The organism is Clostridium sp., from assembly GCF_017888565.1.
GTDB lineage: Bacteria > Bacillota > Clostridia > Clostridiales > Clostridiaceae > Clostridium.
Window position 1 is genome coordinate 118,082 of sequence record NZ_JAGHFX010000058.1, and the last position, 22,119, is coordinate 140,200.

Genomic DNA, 22,119 nt, shown 5'->3' on the forward strand with positions numbered 1-22,119 from the left:
AAGGTTTCGTAAGAAATTTTTATAAGAGTCGTAAGGTGTGTAATTTAAAATTAGCACTATAAGGTTAGAAGAGGAGTGTAAAAGATGAAAAGAGGATTAAAAAGATTTTTATTATTTATTTTAGTAGGTTTTGGAGCGTTATATTTATTAAAAAGTGATGTTTTATTTATAAAGGATTTAATTATTAATGAGAGTGAGAGTAATTTAAATAAGGGTGACAAGGGGGTAGATGGAAATAATATTAATATAAAACCCGATTCTAATTCAAATGATAATTTACTTTTAGTAAATAAAGATCATGGATTAAGTAAAAACTATAAACCTAAAAATTTAACCATTCCTGATATACCATTTACTGATATAGTAAATAATGAAGAAAAACATGTGGCAGGAATCATTGTTAAACCATTAGAAAATTTAGTAAGGAAAGCTAAAGATGATGGTATAATACTATTAGGCAATTCAGGATATAGATCATATAAATCACAAAAAAATACATTTAATGATAGAGTAAAATCTCAAGGAATAGAAAATGCTGAGGCATATGTTGCTAAGCCAGGATTTAGTGAGCATCAAACAGGCTTATGTATTGATATTACTAATGAAGAAAATTATTTAATTCAAGGAACAAAAGAAGGAGATTGGCTTGCAGAAAATAGTTATAGATTTGGGTTTATTATAAGATATCCATTAGGAAAAGAAGATATAACAGGAATTGAATATGAACCTTGGCATATAAGATATGTAGGTGAAGAGGCTGCTAAATATATATATGAAAATGGAATTACTTTAGAGGAATATTTAGGAAAATAGTTATTTAGATGGAGGATAAATGAATAATAATATATTAGTGATAGATGATGAAAAGGAAATAAGGGACTTACTAGAAATAAATCTTAAAAATGAGGGATATAATGTTTTAAAGGCGAGTAATGGCGAAAAAGCATTAGAAATATTAGATAAAGAAGAAATTCATTTAATGGTTTTAGATATAATGATGCCGGAGATGGATGGATTAGAAGTTTGTAGGAGAGTAAGAGAAAAGTATAATATACCAATACTTATGTTAAGTGCAAAAACAGAAGATATGGATAAAATACAAGGAATTATGACAGGTGCTGATGATTATGTATGTAAGCCATTCAATCATTTAGAGCTTACAGTTAGGATAAGGGCATTGCTTAGACGAGCATATTTTTTAAATAATAAAATGCAAGCTTCAGATAATATAATAAGAATTGAATCAATGATTATAGATAAGAGTAAGCACAAGGTAACAATAGATGATAATGATGTATCTTTAACGGCGAGAGAGTTTGAAATTTTATATTTATTAGCAACAAATAGAGGGAGAGTTTTTAGTACCGAAGAAATATTTGAGAAAGTTTGGAAGGAGAGATACTATCAATCTAATAATACTGTAATGGTACATATGAGCAGGCTTAGAGATAAATTAGAACAATTCATGGAGGGAAATAAAATAATTCATACTGTATGGGGAGTTGGTTATAAAATTGAAAAATAAGAGAATATATAGAGCATGGTTATATTCAGTAGTTGATATAATAAAATCTTTAGCATTAACTGCTTTGATATTTTTTATTACCAAAATTATATTGGATTACTTATACAAAAATACTGATTATGAAATTTTTTGGCATATTTGGGCCTTTTGGCGGTTTATTAAATACGAATTTTTAGATGGATTTATAGCTATAATTTTGGGGATATTAATATTTATAATCTTTTACTTATTTATAACAAATAAAAAAACTAAGAGTTTAGTAGCAATAATAAATGAGACTGAAATAATAGCTAAGGGGGATTTAGATAGATTAATACAAGTTAATTTTAAAGGTGATATGAAAGTATTAGCAGAAAATATAAATAGTATTTCAACTCAACTTAAAAATAGGACTATAGAAGAAAGAAAAGCTCAAAAAACAAAAAATGATTTAATAACAAATGTTTCACATGATTTAAGAACTCCGTTAACTTCAATAATTGGATATTTAGAGATTATTGATAGTGATAAATATTATGACGAAGTAAGGCTTAGATATTATGCTAATATAGCATATGAAAAATCAAAAAGTTTAAACGTACTTATAAATGATTTATTTGAACTTACTAAAATGCAAAATAATACTATAAAATTAGATAAGAATGATATTAATTTAGTTGAGTTATTAGGTCAAGTTGTAGCTTATTTCGAAGTACAGCTTAAAAATTCAAATATGGAATCAAGAGTTAACTTTTCAGATGATAAGCTGATTGTTAATGCAGATGGAGGGAAATTAGTTCGAGCATTTGAAAATTTACTTTCCAATGCAATCAAATATGGTCAGGATGGATATTATGTTGATATAGTTACAAAGGCTGAGGGAAAAATGGCTGTAGTTCAAGTTATAAATTATGGGCAGTCTATACCATCAGTGGATTTACCATATATATTCGATAGATTTTATAGGATAGAAAAATCAAGGAATAGTAATATAGGGGGATCTGGATTAGGTTTATCCATAACAAAAAATATTATAGAGCTTCATAATGGAACTATATCTGCATATAGTGATGATGATAAAACTATATTCGAAGTTAGATTGCCAATAAAACTAATTTAATAATAAATAATATTTAATTATTATGTTAATAATCTATTTTGTAAAAAAATAGTATGTGATAAAATATAGATAAGCTTAGTGAAGAACTTATATGCAACTAAAGAATATATCTAATTAATAGTGCTTAAGTATTATTAGCATTAAAAAAATATGTAATAAATAATAAAGTTTAAACGTTTAAAGGGATGAGAGTAATGAAGGATTTTAAGGTTAGTGATTTTCTAAAAAGAGTTTCAGTAGTAATATTGGTAATTTTGGTTGTGAATGGACCAGTAGTTGCTTATGCTAGAGCCGGCGGAGGCGGAGGCGGAGGAGGCGGAGGTGGCGGTGGAGGTGGCGGCGGAAGCAGAAGCTCATCTCATGGTGGGGCACCAGGTGGAAGTTATAGAGGGAGAAGCAATCCAATATCTTCAATAATTAATCTTGGAATGTTTGCTATTATTGGATCAGCAGGAACAATTATTTTAAAAGTAAGACTTAGCAAAAAGAAAGCAAAAAGTATTTCTGCCATAAAGAACTTGGCTAAGAGTGATTATAATTGGGATTATGATAGTATAAAGAATGATATAGAAGAAGCATTTTATAAAGTTCAAGTTGCTTGGATGGAAAGAAATCAAGATTTAGCTAAAGAATATATGAGTGAAAAATTATACATAAGGCATAGATCAAAAACAGAATGGATGAAAGTAAGAAAAGAAAAAAACATCCTAGAAAAAATGAAATTAATAAGTGCTATTCCTATTGCATTGAAGGATCAAGATGGAACTAATGAAGATTCTTTATGGGTTCATATAAAAGCAAAATCAATTGATTATACAATAAAAGAGGAAACTAATGAAATAATAGAAGGCAATAAGTATAGAACTACTCATTTTGAAGAGTATTGGAAATTTGTAAAAAATAAAAAAAGATGGATATTAGATGAAATAAGACAAATTGATGATATTAATGATTTAGATTTTTTTGATATAAATATCAAAGATAAGGAATCCAATTAATATTAAATATATTGATATTCTATCTCGTTAAAAAGAAGCCGCTTATAATATTTTTATTGTAGGTGGCTTCTTTATAATACTTTAATAAAAATCTAAAGAAATTTAATGTAGTTACTTTAAATCCCTTTTTAGTAACTACATTAGTTATATAAAATTTAAGCCTTAATCTAGATTATAGCGAGATCTAACTATCTTTATTTTAAAAGCATATCAAAAATTAATATTACTAAAATTTTTATCAATTTAATGACTATGATTAATATTATTTGTAATGTATAATATGAAGTATTACACATAAGAGTAACATTAGTTAACAAGGAGAATAAAAATGAACATTATTATAGTCGGTGCAGGTAAAGTAGGATATACCTTAACCAAATATCTATCTATGGATGGAGACAACATAACTATTATAGATAATAAAGATGCAGCTTTAGAACATATTAACAACAATTTAGATGTTATGTGTGTTAAAGGAAATTGTACTAGTTTAAAAGTTCTTGATGAGGCTGGCATAAGAGGAGCTGATTTATTAATTTCAGTAACTGATAGTGATGAATTGAATATGCTTTGTTCTTTAGCATCTAAGAAATTAGGAGTTAAGCATACTATAGCTAGAGTCAGAACTCCAGATTATGATGAAGATATAACTTTATTAACTGAAGCTGTAGGAATAGATTTAGTAATAAATCCAGAAAAAGCTGCAGCAATGGAAATAGCTAAGTTAATTAAGTATCCATCAGTTTGTAGTATAGATAATTTTTCCGATGGTAAAGTAAATTTAGTTGGATTCAAGATATCTGACGATACAGCTCTTGAAGGCAAAAAAGTAAGCGATATTACCTTTATTAGAGGGAATGTACTTTTTTGTGGAGTTGAGAGAAATGATGAATTTATAATGCCTAGAGGAGACTATATTTTCCATAAAGATGATAGAGTATATGTCATAGGTGAACATAAAGACATTCAAAATTTATTTAATAAACTAGGTAAATATAAGAAAAAAGTAAAGAGAGCTATGATTATAGGTGGAGGCAAAATTGGATATTACCTTGCTAAAATTATTGGCGAAGTTGGCGTTAATTGTAAGATAATAGAAAGAGATTTAAACATCTGTGAAGAACTTAATAATCTTTTACCAAATTCTATAATAATTAATGGAGATGGTATGGATGAAGAGTTATTATTATCTGAAAGTTTACTAGAAGTTGATAGTTTTATTACTTTAACAGGAAGAGATGAAGATAATATAATTGCATCTCTTTTAGCAAGTAGTAAATCTGTAGATAATGTAATAACTAAAATAACAAGAGATAATTATAGGGAAATAGGAAAAACAGTAGGAATAAACTCTATAGTAAATCCAAAGTTAGTTACTGCATATAAAATATTAAGGTATGTAAGAACTTTAAGAAATAAGAAAAAAAGCTCTATAGAAAATATATATAGAATTTGTAATGATAAAGCAGAGTCAGTAGAGTTTATAGTTGGCAATGACACTAAAAATATAAATATAAAATTCAAAAATGTAGAGTTTAATGAGGATATTTTAGTAGCTACAATTGTTAGAAATAATAAAATAATCATTCCAACAGGGGATGATTGCTTAAAGATAAATGATAGAGTAATTATTATAACTAAAAATATGAAGCTTTTAAATATTGATGACATCTTCGCTGGAGGTGGCAGATAATATGAACTATAAAATGGTTCTAAAGGTCTTAGGAAATGTATTGTTATATGAATCAATACTTTTATTAATTCCCTTTGGAATAGCACTAGGGTATGGAGATGGTGATAGTTTTGCATTCTTAATAACAATTATTTTGATGATGCCAATAGCTTTAATTTTACGGAGGATAAAAATTAAAGAAAAAGGTATGTATGCAAAAGAAGGATTTTTAACTGTAGGACTATCATGGATTGTAATAGCAATTTTTGGAGCAATACCATTTGTTATAAGTGGAGCAATACCATCTTTTATAGATGCATTTTTTGAAACAGTATCGGGATTTACAACAACAGGTGCATCAATACTTAAAGAAATTCAATCATTACCAAGGGGAATATTATTTTGGAGAAGCTTTACTCATTGGATAGGTGGAATGGGATTCTTAATTTTTATATTAGCATTAGTGCCATCTTTAGGATCTAATACAATATATTTATTAAGAGCAGAAAGTCCTGGGCCAAACCCAGGTAAAATAGTTCCTAAAATAAGTGAAACTGCTAAAATTTTATACATAATATATTTTGTTTTAACTATAATACAGACTATTTTATTAATGATTTCAGGACTTTCAGCGTATGATGCTATAATACATGCATTAGGAACTGCAGGAACAGGTGGCTTTTCTAACATGAATTCAAGTGTTGCTGCCTTTGGTAACCCTGCTGTTGAATGGATAATAACAATATTTATGATATTATTTGGAATTAATTTTGCATTATATTTTCAAGCAATAAGAGGAAATATTAAAAGTTTCTTTAAAAGTGAAGAACTAAAGTATTATTTATTAATGATTTTAGTATCTATTATATTTATAACAATAAATATTTTGGATTTTAATAATGGAAGTTTAAATGAATCAATAAGGCAATCATCATTTCAAGTTGCATCTATAATTACAACAACAGGATATGCAACTGTAGATTTTAATTTGTGGCCAACACTTAGTAAAATTATAATAATGGGGCTTATGATAGCAGGAGCAATGGCAGGTTCTACAGGTGGCGGAGTAAAAACAATAAGAATAGTTATAATGCTAAAAGCTATAAGACGTGGTATAGATAAAATATTGCATCCTAAAAGAATACAAAGTGTTAAAGTAGATGGAAAAGTAGTAGATGAAGAAACTATATCTGGAGTACTCTTATTTATAGGAGCTTATATTGTGATTTCATTAATTGCCATGTTTATTGTTGCATTTGATGGGTTTGATTTAGTTACAACATCAACAGCTGTATTAACTGCCATAAGTAATGTTGGACCAGGATTTGAAATGGTAGGGCCAACAGGTAACTTTTCAGCATTTTCACCATTAAGTAAAATAATACTATCTTTTTGTATGCTTGCTGGTAGGTTAGAAATATACCCCATGTTAATTATGTTTAGTAAATCAATTTGGAAAAAGACTTATTAAATAAAATTCGATATAAATTAAGGGTATCTAAAGTAATAGCTTTAGATATCCTTTTTTTATTAATTTAAGTTTAAAAAAGGAGAAGGGAATTTAAAATGTGAACTAGTTTACTGCAAACTGAATAGAATAATATGAAGAATATTCCTTAATATTTCTATTTAGATTTTTATCAAATGAATAATTGAAATGAGTGGTAAATTATGTTTAACGAGAGAAGAATGTTTTATAAATACATTGGTTCAGGTTCATCACGAAGAGTATTTGACCTAGGAAATGGATATGTGATGAAAGTGGCAAAAAATTTAGCTGGAATAGCGCAAAATAGGGTGGAATATCAAATTTCGTCAATGGATTCCTCTGATTTGTTTGCAAAGGTTATGCAGGTCTCTTCAAATTTTAATTATCTAGTAATGCAAAAAGCAGATAAAATAAACAGTATTACTGATATTCTTAATTATTTTAATGTTAGAAGTATTGACGAGCTCTTTAGCTTAAGAGAATTTCAGAATATTGTATATAGATATAATTTGTTGAGAAATGATCTATGCAGGATTAGTAGCTGGGGAATAGTTAAGGGTGAACCAGTCATTATTGATTATGGTTTCACAAGCGAGGTTCGCGAAAGGTATTATTAAGGAGTACAGTTGAGAGTGTAAAATAATCGTAAGCAATTATTTTAAGAGTCTATTATATCTGTTTATGAAATTTACACTCTCTTAAATATATAAGTATAATATCAATTAATTATTTTTTACTAAATAAACTTTAACCACCAAGAGTAATATCTTGTTCATTATACCAACTCAGGGCACTATAGAAATCTTCAGAATTAAAATCAGGCCAATATGTATCTATTACGTAAAAATCTGAATAAACAGATTGTACTGGCAAAAATCCGCTAAGGCGTCTTCTTCCCCCCCATCTTATAATAAGGTCAATTCTAGAAATATCTTCTGAATGAATATAAGGTAAAATATTTTTTTTAGAGGAGTTAGATTCTTTTAATAAATTCAAATCCCATTCCCATCCATAATGAATTAAAAAATTTACTTTGATACCTCCATTTCCGAATTTTTGTCTTGTTATAAAAGGAAGCAACTCCTTTGGAAAGACATCAGAATCAGTATTTCCAATTACTAGTATTTCACAATTTTCTTTTGTTAGAAGCATAACAGAATCAATGCAAGCTTTTATAAATGCATTTTTTTGTTCAGAAGGACGCTTAGTATTATCTATGGTAAAACCATAAAATGTTACTTCTTTAATATTTTCCTTCTGACAAAGTTTAAATACTTCAAGTCCTGGATTTATTCCATGTGAATATCCTTTATCTTTACTCAAATTATTTGATAGGGCCCAACGTCTATTTCCATCAGGAATTATTCCGATATGTTCTGGTATTCTCATATTTCCTCCATAAAAATTAAAAATAATAATAGTATTTTATCCAGAATAATATAAATTAGTCGTAAATATATATATATTAGTAATATTTAAATAATTAATGGTACTTTTTGTTTTTTATTGTAGAAAAAAGCGATATCATTGAGTATAATTATTTTATGAAACCCTATGTTAAATTATAGTGCAACTAAAAAGAATCGTAATAAAAAAGGATTACAAATAAATACAGAATGAATAATTTATTTTATGGTTAGGGGGATGCAATGAGTGGAAAACTGAAAAAAAGAATGTTTTCATTCATAATATTGTTATTTATTATCTTAAATTTTCAAGTTCCTATAAAGGCGAAATCAAGTAAAAATATACTAATTTTGAATTCATATAGTGAGGAATTACAGTGGACTAGAGATATTCAAGAAGGTATAGAAAAAACTATAGAAACAGATGATAATTTATTATTATATTATGAGTTTATGGACCTAAAAAATAATAGTGGTGATACATATATAAGTATATTAAATGAGCTTTATACTGAGAAATATAAGAATACTAAATTTGATATAATTATATGTTCAGATAATGATGCGCTAAATTTTATGATAAACTATGGAGAGGATATTTTTGGAGATGTTCCGGTTGTATTTTGTGGAATAAATAATTTTAATGATGAAATACTTCAAGGAAAGCCAAATTACACAGGAGTAGTAGAAGCTGTAGATGTAGAGTCAACAATAGATAGTATATTATTTTTTCAAAAAGATGTAAAAGATATCATTATTATATCAGATTCTATGACTTCTGGAAAATTTAATGAAGAACTAGCTAGAAAATCGATATCGAAGTATAGCTATGATATTAATTTCAAATTTTATAGAGATGTTGATGTATCAGAAATTTTAGACAAGATAAATAATTTAAATAAAGAGACAGCGATTTTAATAATAGGACAATTAAAATCGGAAAACGGCAACTATATTCCATATGATGAAATTAATAGATCTCTAAAAGAATTAAATATACCTATATATGTATGTTGGGATTTTTTATTATCAGATAATATTATTGGTGGAAAAGTAATAGATGGATATAGTCAAGGAAAAATTGCAGCAGAGATGGCCTTAAATATTTTAAATGGTGAGAATGTGCAAAATATACCTATTCAAAGAGAGTCACCTGGCAAATTTATATTTAATTATAATGAGTTAAGTAAATATGATATGTCTATAGACAAACTTCCAAGCAATTATAATATTATTAATAAACCTTTTTCATTTTATAGTACATATAAAATTCAAATATATATAGTTTCTATAATAATTCTGTCTTTAGTAATTCTTATAGTAATATTAGTTATTAATATAAAAAAGAGAATTATAACAGAAAAAGAATTAAATAGAAATTATGATGAACTAAACGTTGTCTATGAAGAGCTTGCAGCTACAGAAGAGTCTTTAGAAATGCAATATAATGAGGTGCAAGCTAGTGAGGAAAGATATAAACTTGCTGTTGATGGAGCAAATGATATAATTTGGGAATATGACTTTAAAAATAAAGAACATTATTTATCAAATAAATTTGAAGGTTTACTTGGATATACAATTCATAATTCAGAGGATCTAATAGATACATTTAAAAAAATAATATTAAAGGAAGATTTAGAAAAAGTATTATCATTGTTTGAAGAACATTTAAATAAAAAATCTTCATATTTTAATGTTGAATGTAGAGTAGTTGACATATTTAATAATATTAAGTGGGTATTTATAAGAGGTAAAGCATTAATTGATAGTGAAAATAATCCAGTAAAGATTTCAGGATCTATTTCAGATATTACTGAGAGGAAAAAGGCAGAGGAAAAAATTGAAACTTTAGCCTTTTACGATCAACTAACAGGGTTACCTAATAAGCATATGTTCTTAGATAAAGTTGATGATGAATTATTAAGAGGTTTAAAAAATCAATATAGCGGTGCAGCATTTTTAATCGATATTGATAATTTTAAAAATATAAACGATATGCTAGGACATGATTATGGAGATGAATTTTTAAAATGCATAGCAAAAGAATTTATGAAGGTTTTAGATAATGATGAATTTATATGTAAATTAGATGGAGATGAATTTCTAATATTAAGCCTACATATTAATGAAAAAGGTAAGGCTGAAGATCTAGCTATTAAAATTCTAGAATTATTTAAGAATCCATTTAAAATTAAAGAAAAAAATATTTTTACAAGTGTAAGTATTGGTATAAGTATTTTCCCAAATGATGCTAAAAATAAATCAGAACTTCTTAAAAATTCAGATATAGCTATGTATAAAGCTAAAGAAAATGGTAAAAATAGATACTTATTTTATCATGAGAGTATGTCTAAGGATATAGTTAGAAAATCTCAATTAATAGAGGGACTTAGAAGTGCTATTTATAAATCAGAGTTTGAAGTGTTATATCAACCTCAAATAAATATGATTGACTCCAAAGTTATAGGGTCAGAAGCTTTATTGAGATGGACAAGCAATACTTTTGGAAATGTTTCACCAATAGAGTTTATACCACTTGCGGAGCAAAGTGAATTAATAATATCAATTGGGAAATGGGTTTTATATAATGCGTGTATAAAGAATAAGGAATGGATTGATAAAGGAATCACACCAATGACTATAGCTGTTAATGTTTCAGTTAGCCAGCTTTATCAAAGTGATTTTTTGAATACAATAAAAGATATATTAGATGAAAGTGGATTACCATCAGAATATTTAGAAATTGAAATAACAGAAAGTATAGTTATGAATAATATAGAAGAAAATTTAAAGGTACTTAATGACATAAAAGACTTAGGGGTTAAAATAGCATTAGATGATTTTGGAACTGGATATTCATCTCTTAGTTATTTAAGTTTACTTCCAATTGATAAGCTTAAATTAGATAAATCATTTATAGATAATATACATATAAATGAAAATGATAGAGTAATAGTTGAATGTATAATAAAGCTTGCACATGAAATGAATATACTTGTTGTTGCAGAAGGTGTGGAAATAAAGGAACAGTTTGATATTTTATATAAAATGGGCTGTGATAGAATACAAGGATACTATTTTAGTAAACCTATTTCACCAGATGAATTTGAGTTACTTATGAAATGAAGAGTATGAAATAATACTCTTCATTTTTTATATTAAAGTAGAAAAAATAACAATATTTAAAAAGTAAGTAATTTATTTAATTTAATAATAAAATAAATTAAAAATACAATATGTAAAATATTTACATTGAAGATTAGGTATGATAGACTTTATGTAATGATATTTCGTTTTAAATTTATAATGATGAAATAAAATCTATAAAGGTTTGTAATAGCATGAAATACTGCAATTAAAACCTGAGATATTAATTTCAGGGGTTAAAATATATTTATAAAATATTTTAATAGGGGGATGTTTTATGAGTAAAAAAGTAAAAATGAGAATTGCTAGTTTGTTAATTGCTATTTCTATTTTAATTAACTTTATTCCACCACTTAATGCAAAGGCTTTGGGGGACTTTGGTGTTTCATCACCAATTATATCTAAAGCAATAAATAACTATAATTTAAATTTAGCACCAGGTGTTACTGAAAAAGGTTATACATTTGAAGATAGTACAGGTAAAAGAATCGAAAGCTTCGTAATAGAAATAGATACTAAAAACAAAAATGTAAGTATAGAAGCTTCGACTCCTAATGATGAAAGTGCTTATGGATTACAACCAGTAAGAAAGCAAGCAGAAGCACTTTTAGCAAAGGGAGAGAATGTAGTTGCTGGTGTAAATGCTGATTTTTATAATATGGCAACAGGAGAGCCAAATGGTGTTTTAGTAAAAGATGGGGTAATAATTAAAAATCATCCAGAATCAAGGAAGTTTTTTGGAATATTAAAAGATGGTTCAGCAGTAATTGGAGATTATAATAAATTCAATGAAGTAAAAGATAATATTGAAGAAGCTTTAGGCGGAAATGCTTTATTAGTTAAAGAGGGACAAGTTTTTGAAACTCCTCAAACTGGAGCTGATAAAGAACCTAGAACGGCAGTTGGTATAAAAGATAATGGAAACGTATTCTTTATAACTGTAGATGGAAGGCAGGAGCCATATTCAGCAGGATTATCAATGAATGATTTGGCACAGTTAATGATTTCTATGGGGGCTATTAATGCACTCAATTTAGATGGAGGTGGATCAACTACACATTTATCTAGAATACCTGGGACAGATAATTTAGAGGTTAAAAATAGACCATCAGATAACTCAGAAAGAAGTGTTGCTAATTCATGGATGATAATATCTAAGGAGCCTATAACTCATGAATTTAATTCAGCATATATTGAACCAAATGAAAAAAGCTTTACACCATATTCGGACATACAGTTTAGTGCAAAAGGAATGGATGCATCTGGATCTTCTGCCAGTTTACCAAAAGAAAGTTTAGAGTGGAGTATTTCTGATAATTCTTTTGGTAAAATAGACAGTAGCACTGGACTATTTTCATCTACAGGTAAAGAAGGGCAAGCCAAAGTATTATTAAAATATAAAGAAAATGTCGTAGGAGAAGCTAATTTTGAAATAGCAAAACCAGATGAGATTTATTTCTATAGTAAAGAGGTAAGCTTAGATAAAAATCAAAGTAAAGATTTAGGGTTAAATACTTTATTTAATAAAAGAAATGTTAAATGTAATGAAGAAGATATAATTTGGGAAGTACCAGAAGGCATTGGAACAGTAGATAAGGATGGAGTTTTACACTCGTCTGATAAAAATTCCTCTGGAGAAATTAAAGTTACTTTAAAAGGGACAAATATATCTGCAAGCATAAATGTAACAGTAGGGCAATTACCAATAATATTAGAAGACTTTGAAAATGGATTAGAAAAATGGGGATTTTCTACAGCTAATAGAGGGGAAAGTGGATCTTTAGCACTTACAACATATCCAGAGGAGCCTACAAGATTTGATGATCATTCTTTAAAGATAAATTATGATTTTACAAATGCACAAATAGGGACTACTCTTGGTGTATATGCTGGCCCAGGAGAAAATATATTAATTCAAGGAAGTCCAAAATCCATTGGTATGTGGGTTTATGCTACCAAAGAGGCAAATGGATACTGGCTTAGAATGAATTTAATAGCCGGAGATGGAAAAAGTAAAACCATTGATTTATCAAATCAAAATCCGGGAATTGATTGGGAGGGGTGGAGGTATATAGAGGCTGAAATACCTGATACTTTTATAGGACCATTTTCTATACATCCAACTCAAGGAATAAGACTAATGTCATTAAAGTCAGGACTTCCAGGAGAGGGACCTATGACTAAAGGAAGCATTTATATAGATAATATTAGAGCTGTATATGGAAATAAAGTAGACGATTTATATGCACCTGTAATTGAATCTATCAATATAGCTGATAATGATTATAATAGAAATGATGTTAATATTACAGCTAGATTATATGATTATGAAGATGATCAATATAAAACAGGAATTAATTGGGACAGAGTAAGAATATTAGTCGATGGAATTGATTATACGGGAAAAGAAGGCCATTTTTCTTATGATAAAGATGGGACTGTTTCTTTGTCAGGATACAAGTGGGCTGATGGAACTCATAGAGTAGAAGTAGTTGCCCAAGATAACTTTGGAAATGAAACTACTAAAACTGAGTATTTTAATATAGATACTAATTCATCAAAGATTACTATTGATTCTATTAATAATGAAGCAGTATTAGGAGGATATTTAGATTTAGCTTTAAAGTCTATTTCAGGGAATGAGATAAAAAATTTAAAGACAAAAATAAATATAGATAATGGATTTTTAGTAGAAAGTGTAGATTTTTCTAATTTATCTAAAAATGGTATATGGAACTACAATAGCGATTCAGGAGAGCTAGATATATATTGCGAAAATGAAGGCTTAACAAATGGAGAAAATATATTAGCTAATATAAAAGTTAAAATACCTAATACAGCTAAACTAGACTCAGATGTTAATTTTGAGATTATTAATTCATTGATGGAGTATATTCTTGAAAAAGAAGATAACTTTATAGCAACTTCATCTTCTAGAATAGGAAAAATACCTGTAGTTAGCGCATATAACATATCTATAGAAGAAATCTTAGTAGGGAAGCCAGGTGTAATTAAAGTTACTGATGTTCTTGGTAATGCGGTTAAAGATGTAAATGTAATAATGGAAGATGAAGATGGAAATAAAGTTGATTTAGGAAAGACTAATTCAAAAGGTATACTTGCTAGTGATAAATTGACTAATAAAGTACAAAAGTTTTTTATATATGCTGAAAAGGAAGGATTATCCTCTATAAAAATTAAGACTCAATCTTATGCTCCATTAAAAGATAAGATCCCTTCAAATATACTATTTGGAACTACTGAAGATGCTAAAACACAAAAATCAATATCTTGGATGTCTAATCCATTAACATCTGAGGATAAGGCAATAGTCCAATATATAACGAAATCTAAATATAATTCAAAAGGATTATTGAAAAATAAAATAAATACAAAGAGATTGGAAGGTGAATATACTAATCTTACTTTTAGTGGAAATAGTGATATAAATTTGAATGGGATAGTAAGATCAAACAAGGTAAAGATAACAGGATTGGAGCCAGGAACAACTTATATGTGTAGGGTTGGTGATGGTGAAAATTGGTCTGAATTTATAGAGTTTACAACACTAGAGGATAAAGAAAATATGAAATTCATTATTTTAGGTGATACTCAGTCACCATCAGAACAGGGTTTATCAGAGTTAGATAATATACTAAATATAATTGAAAATGAGCATAGTGATTCTGATGCTATAATACACCTTGGAGATTTTATAGATGATTCATCATTGTTTAATCAGTGGGATTTTATAACTTCACTTTTTGGAAAGTATAGTAAAGCTAACTCAATTGACATGATAAATGTTTTAGGAAACCATGAATATATGGGAGATCCGAGTGCAGACAAAGCAAAAAATATATTTAATACTCCTACTAATGGAATTAAAGATAATATTGGAGGGGTTTATTCAGTAGATTATAATGATATTCATTTTAGTGTAATTAGCTTTACATCTGACAAAGAGTTACTTAAAAAGGAATTAGAATGGTTAGAAGAAGATATAAATAATTCAGATAAGAAGTTAAAAATACTATTAACTCATCAACCTCCATATTATACTAATCCTGATGGAGGAAATGAATTGATAAAGGAAATGTTACCACCTGTAGTTGAAGAACTAGGGATAGATTTAGTATTTTCAGGACATGACCATGCTTATGGTAGAACAAAGAGATTAAAAAATGGAATAGAGGATAAAAGTGGAACAATATATATAGTTGGGGGAACTACTGGACCAAAACATTATGAAGCTGTTAATGATGGAAGTTTTGAAGTGTATAATGATGAAAATACAGTTATATACACTACTTTAGAGTTTAATAAGGGTGATATTAGAGTTGTTTCTAAAAAGCCTGATGGAACTATAATAGATGATTTTAACTTGGATAAAAGGGCTCCAGAAATAACAATAAATGGAGTAGAAGATAATGGAGTTTATATAGACTCTAAAATTAAAATTGAAGTATCCGTTGATGAAGAAGCAGAAATAATATCAACATTAAATGGGAGTTCTTATAATGGAGAGGAAATAGCAAAGGCAGGAAAATATGAGTTTGCTGTAGAAGCTACTGATAAATCAGGAAATAAATCTACTAAAATCATTAGTTTTATTATTAAAGAATCAGATGGAAGTGGTGAAAATGGTTCGGAAAATGGTGAAAGTAATAACGAAAATAATAATGGTAATAATGAAAATAATGCTGGTAGTGGCGAGCAGGGAGGTAACAATGAAAATAATAATGGATCTATAAATGAAAATAATTCACTAGGAGAAAACTCGAAAGGAGAGCTTGTTCAAACTGGAGATTTATATAGCTCTAAGTTGATAATTATTATTTCATTGGCACTAATATTAATTGGAGTCACACTAAACAAAAAGTATAAAAAGAATTTAATGTAAAAAGAATACCTCTAATCTTTTAATATAAGGTTAGAGGTATTCTTTTAGAGAAAGCAAATTTATTTAAATTACTTTGAAATAATTATTACATCAGATATTATTTGAACTTTTCTGGAAATTGCTTGATTATTCCATAAGAAAGTATATCTGCAAACATAATCATATGATCCTCTCCTTTATCAAATGCATCAATATCTGCTTTCCAATCTTTTTTTAGTCTAGCATTGACTGCTTCTAGAATCAAATCTAAATGAATATATAACATACTCTTTAAAATTTTGTTTGAGTATTTAGGATTAGCAGAACTTAAGAAGTCGTCTATTTGGTTTGTATTTTGATAACATAACTTATTATATTTTTCAAAATTATTCTTTTTACAACTTTGAGCTGAATCAAGAACTTGCTTACAAGTTTTATATTTGAAAACTACAGTATAAGGTTAAAAAAATTAATATAGATAGATTTATATTATAATGGAAAATAGTAATAAATATGTATATAAAAATTAATTTTATAAGAACAAATAAGTATAGTAATTGTAAATATAATGTGAGTATGATAGTATAAAAATATATAAGAATTTCCTTATATATTTTTTTAGAAAGAACAATATTTTAATTAATATATTGTACAAACTTAAATATTTAACTAATGGAGGAAATGAATTAATGCTAAGTTTACCAAATTGCCCAAAATGTAATTCAGAATATACTTATGAAGATGGAAGTCTTTTAATGTGTCCAGAATGTGCACATGAATGGACTTTAGACTCAGCAAATAATGAGAATGAAGATGAAAAAGTAGTAAAAGATGCAAATGGAAATGTTTTAAATGATGGAGACTCTGTTACTATAATAAAAGATTTAAAGGTAAAAGGAAGCTCATCAGCATTAAAACAAGGTACAAAAGTAAAAAATATACGTTTAGTTGATGGAGATCATAACATTGACTGTAAAATTGACGGATTTGGTGCTATGAAGTTAAAGTCAGAATTTGTTAAAAAGATTTAATAAAGTATTGACAGAAAATAAAATTAGATATATTATATTAACAAATATATGGAAATAAAAATTCTATGAAGAGAAAAAGTAAGTTATTATTTTGTTCAACAGAGAGTTGGTGTGTGCTGAAAGCCAATGTTCAAAAATTAGCTGAAAATCATCTCTGAGAAGCAATGCTGAACTTTAGTAGGTATTGCCGGAGTCTTTCACCGTTAAAAGATAGGCGTATTGTTAGATACGTAGCTAAGTGCTATAAAAGGTTTATTATATTTATAAACTAATTTTATAGAATTAGGGTGGTAACGCGGATATTTCCGTCCCTTGTTTTTCAAGGGACGGTTTTTTTATTTCCTAAAAAGAGGGGGCTTTTTATGGATATCGAAGGTGAGATTATTAAATTAAAGTATAAAGACAGTTAATTAGGGGGAACATTAATATGAAAAATTTATCAAAAAGAGATTTATTATTTATAGGACTTATGCTTTTTTCTTTATTTTTTGGGGCAGGAAATTTAATTTTTCCTCCGTTTATGGCTCAGGCAGCTGGGGAAAAAACTTGGATAGCTATGAGTGCATTTTTTATAACAGCAGTGGGATTTCCAGTATTAGGAGTGATAGCAGTAGCAAAATCTGGAGGATTGACTAATTTAGCAAAGAGAGTAAATCCAGTATTTGCAAGCATATTTACTGTTTTAATATATTTATCAATTGGACCAGGACTTGGAATTCCAAGGGCAGGTAGTCTACCTTTTGAAATGGCAGTAGCGCCATATTTACCAGAAAGTATATCAATTAATATATCTTTATTTATATACACATTTTTATTTTTTACAGTTGCATATTGGCTTTCACTATCACCAAATAAATTAGTAGATCGTATGGGGAAGGTATTAACTCCTACTTTATTACTTCTAATTTTAATTATGATAGTTGGATCACTAATAAAGCCGTTAGGTGGATATGGCGCTGCAACAAATGGTTATGAAATATCACCATTTTTTAAAGGATTTTTAGATGGGTATCTAACTATGGATACAATAGCAGCTTTAAATTTTGGAATAGTGATTGCTCTAGCAATAAAATCTAAAGGTATAAATGATGAAAAAACTGTAGTTTCTTTATCTATAAGGGCTGGATTAATTGCAGGGGGACTATTAGCAGTTATTTATGCATTACTTGCACACCTAGGAGCAGCAAGTGGAGGAAGATTTGGATTAACTGAAAATGGAGCGCAAACATTAACAAATGTAACTAATTATATATTTGGGAAACCAGGTGCAATATTACTTGCTTTAATATTTACTCTTGCTTGCTTAACAACGTGTGTTGGACTAATTACTTCATGTAGTCAATATTTTTCTACATTAACTAATAAAATATCATATAAAAATTGGGTTAGAATATTAACTGTATCTAGTATGCTTCTGGCTAATATGGGATTAACAAAAATTCTTAGTATATCAGTACCTGTATTAAATGCAATTTATCCAATAGCTATAATGCTTATAGTACTTTCAATGTTAGATTTTATATTTAAAGAAGATCATTTAATTTATAGTTTAACAATTTTATTTACAGGAATTGTTAGTATAATCGATGCATTGGGACAAGTTGGGATTAAAATAGGGTTTATTACAAAGTCTATTACTTTTTTACCTCTTTATAATGAAGGATTAGCATGGATAACTCCAGCTATAGCAGGAATTGTTATAGGGTTATGTGTTAAATTTGTTAAAGAATTTTTAAAAGAAAATAAAATTTTTTCAGAAAAAATAAGTGATTAGTATTGTTTATAAAAAATGAATTGCATGCAATTAAAAAAATATAAAAAATAGAAAAGGAGCTTTATAAGTTCCTTTTTTGGTATAACAACCTCATATTTAATAAAGTATAAACTAATATATATTGAACATCATATTAATGTAGTTTAATTTATAGGAGGTATTAAAATGAAAAATAATCCTGATGATAGAAGTAATAATGTGGCAAGAATACAGCAAAATATCGATAACGTTTTAGAAAATATTAATTTAGCTAATGAAATGATTGACAAAACAGATGATCCCAAAACAGTTGAGACTTTAGAAGAAAGAAATGAAAAGAGAGAAAGAGATTTAAAAGGACTTCGTAAGGAAATAAAAGATGAAGCAATAGCAAATGAAATTAAATCAGAATTGTTATCAAATGAAAATTCCTACAAATAACCATTTTATATTTATAAGAATTTAATTTAGAACATCTATAAAAAATTTCAAAAGCCATACAAAAATGAAATATAAATTTTACTTAATGTTAATACTTAAGGTAAAATTTAATGTTTAATTTTTTAGTATGGCTTTTGTTGTATTTTTATATGTTTTATTGGTTTGGAGTAAAAGCATTTTAAGCATATTAGTACAACTAATACAGTACAAATATCAATGATAAATAGGGTATGTTCATATATAATAAGACTATACAGTAAATTAAAATCTGTGTGGGAGGAATAAAAATATGGAAAAGAATAAAATTATAATTAGAAAAGGAACAAATCAAGATGTTGATGCAATAGCTAATCTGATTTATTGTACAGAAGTACATCCTGATTATGTTTGAGGGGGAGAATCTAAGCAGGAGAGTTTAGATAATTTAAAAACATTAATAAAAACAAAAGGATCAAGGTATAGTACTGAATATATAACAGTAGCAGTAGCAGATGGTAAAGTATTAGGTGCAATGATATTAATACCTTATGATGAACTAGATAGATTAAGTATAAAAACTGACTTTAAGCAAATTAGAAAAATGGATGGCTTTAGTGAAAAGTTTTATTATTTAATTACAAGAGTTAAATACATGCTATTTAGAGAATGTAGAAGAGGAAATTTATATATAGCCAATATTGCTACTGACGAGAAAGCAAGAGGGTTTGGAATAGGTAAAAAACTAATGAAATATGCAGAGCAAGTTGCTAAAAAAGAAAAGTATGAAGGTATATCATTACTTGCAAAAGATGAAAAAGTGAGTAAATTCTATGAAAAATTAGATTACGATAAAGTATTTGATAAAGTACTTTTAGGTGAAAGAATAATAAAAATGGCGAAATGCTTTTAATATATAGATAAAGTTCCTTAGAGTTTCTCTAGGGAACTTTTTTACTATTAAGAAATATAAAATATTAATTAGAGTAATATCTACTAGTGGGATGTACAGATAGATTGTACACCTTTTAAATTTATTTTATTATAAACATAATATACATTAGGTGAATTAAAAGATTTAGAAAAAGGAACAGTATGAGAGGATGATTTAATAAATAGTGTATATATAGATAATGTTAAATTTTCAGTATTACAACGATAAAATACAATTATTTTAAGAGTCAAGAATATAACAATTGATATTCCTGATTCTTATTTTTATGGTAAAATCAAAATAAGAGTAAAGTTAGTGAAGATTTAGAAAAATCATATTTAAGAAATGGAGAATGAAAAATGAATTATAGAGTATTTGGTGAAAGAATTATTTTAAGATTAGAAAAAGGTGAAGAAGTTATTGAATCTATTAAAAAAGTTTGTGAAGAACAAAAAATAATAGCTGGTTCAATATCAGGATTAGGAGCTACTAATCATGTAGTTGTAGGCTTATTTAAGCCAAATGAAAAGAAGTATTATTCAACTACTCATGAAGATGATTTTGAAATCGCAAATATTACTGGAAATATTTCGATAATGAATGAGGAAGTATATCTACATATACATGGAACATTTGCTAATTTAAAAGGAAAATGTATAGGTGGACATTTAAATAAAGCTATAATCAGTGCAACGGCAGAAATAATAATAGATAGAGTAAATGGAGCTATAGGAAGAAAGTATGATGAAAATATAGGATTAAATCTTATAGAATTTTAACTATAATAGATTATTTTAAATATTAGACTAGACAAATTTAAAAATCAAATGATAAATGAATTAGTAACTAAACTAAAGGGAGAATTCTTGATGGGGACATTATTAAATAGATTATTAATTATTTTAAATGATGGAAAAGAAAGTTCGACTTATTATCATATAGCTAATATATTACTTTGTAATTATGATTCTATACAAAATATGACTATATCAGAAGTAGCAGATTTATGCTTTGTATCAAAATCTACAATTTCAAAATTTACAAGGCATATAGGATTTGATGATTTTCTTGAACTTAAGGCAGCAGCATCATATAGAAGTAATAAGTCTTCTAATTATTTAAACTATAATGATAATATAATTGGGTTTATGGAAAGTCATACAAATGAAGAATATATAGATACAATTATTCATGATTTAGAAATTATTAAATCAAATCTAGATATGAATAAAATTGAGGAATTAGCTAAGGATTTAATTAAATATGATAAAGTAGCGGCTTTTGGACTTTTATATTCTGAATCAGCAGCTATGGATTTTCAAACTAAGCTTGCATACAATGGAAAATATATTATTTCTCATATGCATGATATTAAACAAGATGAATTTATAAAAAATGCTAAAGAAGATACATTAATTATAATATTCACTAATTCTGGTGATTATATAAAGAAGTATCAAATGATGCAGGGAAATATAAATAAAAATGTATTTAAGCAGACAAAAGCTAAAATAGTAGTAATAACTGCAAATAAGAATATGGAAAATCATCCTTATGTAGACTTGTGTATAGACTTTCAGCATAGTTCTGAAGTTCAAACACATGCTATATTGTATCAAGTTATTACAGATTTTATAACCTTTAAGTATAAAAAGTTAAAGGAAAGCATTAATATATAAACTTTAGCATGGGTAATTTATTAATTATACCATGCTTTTTTTTATTTTTCTAAAGTTTCCAAAAATCGAAATTTTATAATGTAAAAC

At 27.2% G+C, this 22,119-nt stretch carries 17 protein-coding genes and 1 other annotated feature; of the genes, 15 read left to right on the forward strand and 2 right to left on the reverse strand.

Translation table 11 applies throughout. The features are described from left to right. Window positions 1-84: 84 nt before the first annotated feature. From J7M87_RS11210 to J7M87_RS11240, 7 genes are all read left to right on the forward strand, one after another. Entirely contained in the window at window positions 85-813 is a 729-nt protein-coding gene (locus tag J7M87_RS11210; protein WP_291651137.1) for a M15 family metallopeptidase, read from the forward strand. A 19-nt stretch (window positions 814-832) separates the two neighbouring features. Further along, entirely contained in the window at window positions 833-1,525 is a 693-nt protein-coding gene (locus J7M87_RS11215) for a response regulator transcription factor (RefSeq protein ID WP_291651138.1), read from the forward strand. Further along, window positions 1,515-2,624 carry a HAMP domain-containing sensor histidine kinase gene (locus tag J7M87_RS11220; protein WP_291651139.1) on the forward strand — a complete coding sequence of 370 codons (1,110 nt, stop codon included), beginning with the start codon at window positions 1,515-1,517 and terminating at the stop codon, window positions 2,622-2,624. The genes J7M87_RS11215 and J7M87_RS11220 overlap by 11 nt, the downstream gene beginning before the upstream one ends. Before the next feature lie 194 nt (window positions 2,625-2,818). Continuing rightward, the gene (locus tag J7M87_RS11225; protein ID WP_291651140.1) at window positions 2,819-3,622 is read left to right on the forward strand and encodes a Tim44-like domain-containing protein; all 804 of its coding nucleotides are present in this window, start codon (window positions 2,819-2,821) and stop codon (window positions 3,620-3,622) included. A 328-nt stretch (window positions 3,623-3,950) separates the two neighbouring features. Then, on the forward strand, window positions 3,951-5,315 hold the full coding sequence (gene trkA, locus J7M87_RS11230) for a Trk system potassium transporter TrkA (RefSeq protein WP_291651141.1): 1,365 nt from the start codon (window positions 3,951-3,953) through the stop codon (window positions 5,313-5,315). Between the two features lies 1 nt (window position 5,316). After that, window positions 5,317-6,765 (forward strand): TrkH family potassium uptake protein, encoded by a 1,449-nt coding sequence (locus J7M87_RS11235; protein ID WP_291651142.1) that lies wholly within the window; start codon window positions 5,317-5,319, stop codon window positions 6,763-6,765. A gap of 200 nt (window positions 6,766-6,965) precedes the next feature. Further along, window positions 6,966-7,400 (forward strand): hypothetical protein, encoded by a 435-nt coding sequence (locus J7M87_RS11240; RefSeq protein ID WP_291651143.1) that lies wholly within the window; start codon window positions 6,966-6,968, stop codon window positions 7,398-7,400. A gap of 130 nt (window positions 7,401-7,530) precedes the next feature. Here J7M87_RS11240 and J7M87_RS11245 read toward each other — a convergent pair whose 3' ends face one another. Then, window positions 7,531-8,172 carry an undecaprenyl diphosphate synthase family protein gene (locus J7M87_RS11245; RefSeq protein ID WP_291651144.1) on the reverse strand — a complete coding sequence of 214 codons (642 nt, stop codon included), beginning with the start codon at window positions 8,170-8,172 and terminating at the stop codon, window positions 7,531-7,533. A gap of 260 nt (window positions 8,173-8,432) precedes the next feature. Here J7M87_RS11245 and J7M87_RS11250 point away from each other — a divergent pair, with 260 nt between their 5' ends. Further along, window positions 8,433-11,315, forward strand: coding sequence for an ABC transporter substrate binding protein (locus J7M87_RS11250; RefSeq protein ID WP_291651145.1), 2,883 nt, complete (start codon window positions 8,433-8,435; stop codon window positions 11,313-11,315). A gap of 298 nt (window positions 11,316-11,613) precedes the next feature. Continuing rightward, window positions 11,614-16,239, forward strand: coding sequence for a phosphodiester glycosidase family protein (locus J7M87_RS11255; protein WP_291651146.1), 4,626 nt, complete (start codon window positions 11,614-11,616; stop codon window positions 16,237-16,239). 97 nt (window positions 16,240-16,336) lie between these two features. Here J7M87_RS11255 and J7M87_RS11260 read toward each other — a convergent pair whose 3' ends face one another. Next, entirely contained in the window at window positions 16,337-16,504 is a 168-nt protein-coding gene (locus J7M87_RS11260) for a hypothetical protein (protein WP_291651147.1), read from the reverse strand. A gap of 403 nt (window positions 16,505-16,907) precedes the next feature. Here J7M87_RS11260 and J7M87_RS11265 point away from each other — a divergent pair, with 403 nt between their 5' ends. The 6 genes from J7M87_RS11265 to J7M87_RS11290 all read left to right on the forward strand — a co-directional run bounded on the left by J7M87_RS11265 (window position 16,908) and on the right by J7M87_RS11290 (window position 22,032). Beyond that, entirely contained in the window at window positions 16,908-17,249 is a 342-nt protein-coding gene (locus J7M87_RS11265; RefSeq protein ID WP_291651148.1) for a zinc ribbon domain-containing protein YjdM, read from the forward strand. Between the two features lie 56 nt (window positions 17,250-17,305). Further along, window positions 17,306-17,565, forward strand: a binding site (T-box leader). 111 nt (window positions 17,566-17,676) lie between these two features. Beyond that, window positions 17,677-19,023: a branched-chain amino acid transport system II carrier protein gene (gene brnQ / locus J7M87_RS11270; RefSeq protein WP_291651149.1), complete on the forward strand. Its 1,347-nt coding sequence runs from the start codon at window positions 17,677-17,679 to the stop codon at window positions 19,021-19,023. 165 nt (window positions 19,024-19,188) lie between these two features. Then, window positions 19,189-19,443 carry a small acid-soluble spore protein Tlp gene (locus tag J7M87_RS11275; RefSeq protein ID WP_291651150.1) on the forward strand — a complete coding sequence of 85 codons (255 nt, stop codon included), beginning with the start codon at window positions 19,189-19,191 and terminating at the stop codon, window positions 19,441-19,443. A 472-nt stretch (window positions 19,444-19,915) separates the two neighbouring features. Next, window positions 19,916-20,332, forward strand: a complete 417-nt coding sequence (locus J7M87_RS11280; RefSeq protein WP_287594959.1) for a GNAT family N-acetyltransferase — start codon at window positions 19,916-19,918, stop codon at window positions 20,330-20,332. A 380-nt stretch (window positions 20,333-20,712) separates the two neighbouring features. Beyond that, a complete protein-coding gene (locus J7M87_RS11285) occupies window positions 20,713-21,132 on the forward strand; it encodes a PPC domain-containing DNA-binding protein (RefSeq protein WP_291651151.1) in 420 nt (139 codons plus the stop codon). Window positions 21,133-21,222: 90 nt separating this feature from the next. Next, the gene (locus J7M87_RS11290) at window positions 21,223-22,032 is read left to right on the forward strand and encodes a MurR/RpiR family transcriptional regulator (protein ID WP_291651152.1); all 810 of its coding nucleotides are present in this window, start codon (window positions 21,223-21,225) and stop codon (window positions 22,030-22,032) included. Window positions 22,033-22,119: the final 87 nt, after the last annotated feature.

Coding starts and splice junctions, on each gene's coding strand:
- J7M87_RS11275 (WP_291651150.1), top strand. CDS start 19,189: ATGAAAAATAATCCTGATGATAGAAGTAATAATGTGGCAAGAATACAG.
- trkA (WP_291651141.1), top strand. CDS start 3,951: ATGAACATTATTATAGTCGGTGCAGGTAAAGTAGGATATACCTTAACC.
- J7M87_RS11260 (WP_291651147.1), bottom strand. CDS start 16,504: ATGTTATATATTCATTTAGATTTGATTCTAGAAGCAGTCAATGCTAGA.
- J7M87_RS11250 (WP_291651145.1), top strand. CDS start 8,433: ATGAGTGGAAAACTGAAAAAAAGAATGTTTTCATTCATAATATTGTTA.
- J7M87_RS11215 (WP_291651138.1), top strand. CDS start 833: ATGAATAATAATATATTAGTGATAGATGATGAAAAGGAAATAAGGGAC.
- J7M87_RS11290 (WP_291651152.1), top strand. CDS start 21,223: ATGGGGACATTATTAAATAGATTATTAATTATTTTAAATGATGGAAAA.
- J7M87_RS11210 (WP_291651137.1), top strand. CDS start 85: ATGAAAAGAGGATTAAAAAGATTTTTATTATTTATTTTAGTAGGTTTT.
- J7M87_RS11245 (WP_291651144.1), bottom strand. CDS start 8,172: ATGAGAATACCAGAACATATCGGAATAATTCCTGATGGAAATAGACGT.
- J7M87_RS11235 (WP_291651142.1), top strand. CDS start 5,317: ATGAACTATAAAATGGTTCTAAAGGTCTTAGGAAATGTATTGTTATAT.
- J7M87_RS11285 (WP_291651151.1), top strand. CDS start 20,713: ATGAATTATAGAGTATTTGGTGAAAGAATTATTTTAAGATTAGAAAAA.
- brnQ (WP_291651149.1), top strand. CDS start 17,677: ATGAAAAATTTATCAAAAAGAGATTTATTATTTATAGGACTTATGCTT.
- J7M87_RS11265 (WP_291651148.1), top strand. CDS start 16,908: ATGCTAAGTTTACCAAATTGCCCAAAATGTAATTCAGAATATACTTAT.
- J7M87_RS11240 (WP_291651143.1), top strand. CDS start 6,966: ATGTTTAACGAGAGAAGAATGTTTTATAAATACATTGGTTCAGGTTCA.
- J7M87_RS11255 (WP_291651146.1), top strand. CDS start 11,614: ATGAGTAAAAAAGTAAAAATGAGAATTGCTAGTTTGTTAATTGCTATT.
- J7M87_RS11225 (WP_291651140.1), top strand. CDS start 2,819: ATGAAGGATTTTAAGGTTAGTGATTTTCTAAAAAGAGTTTCAGTAGTA.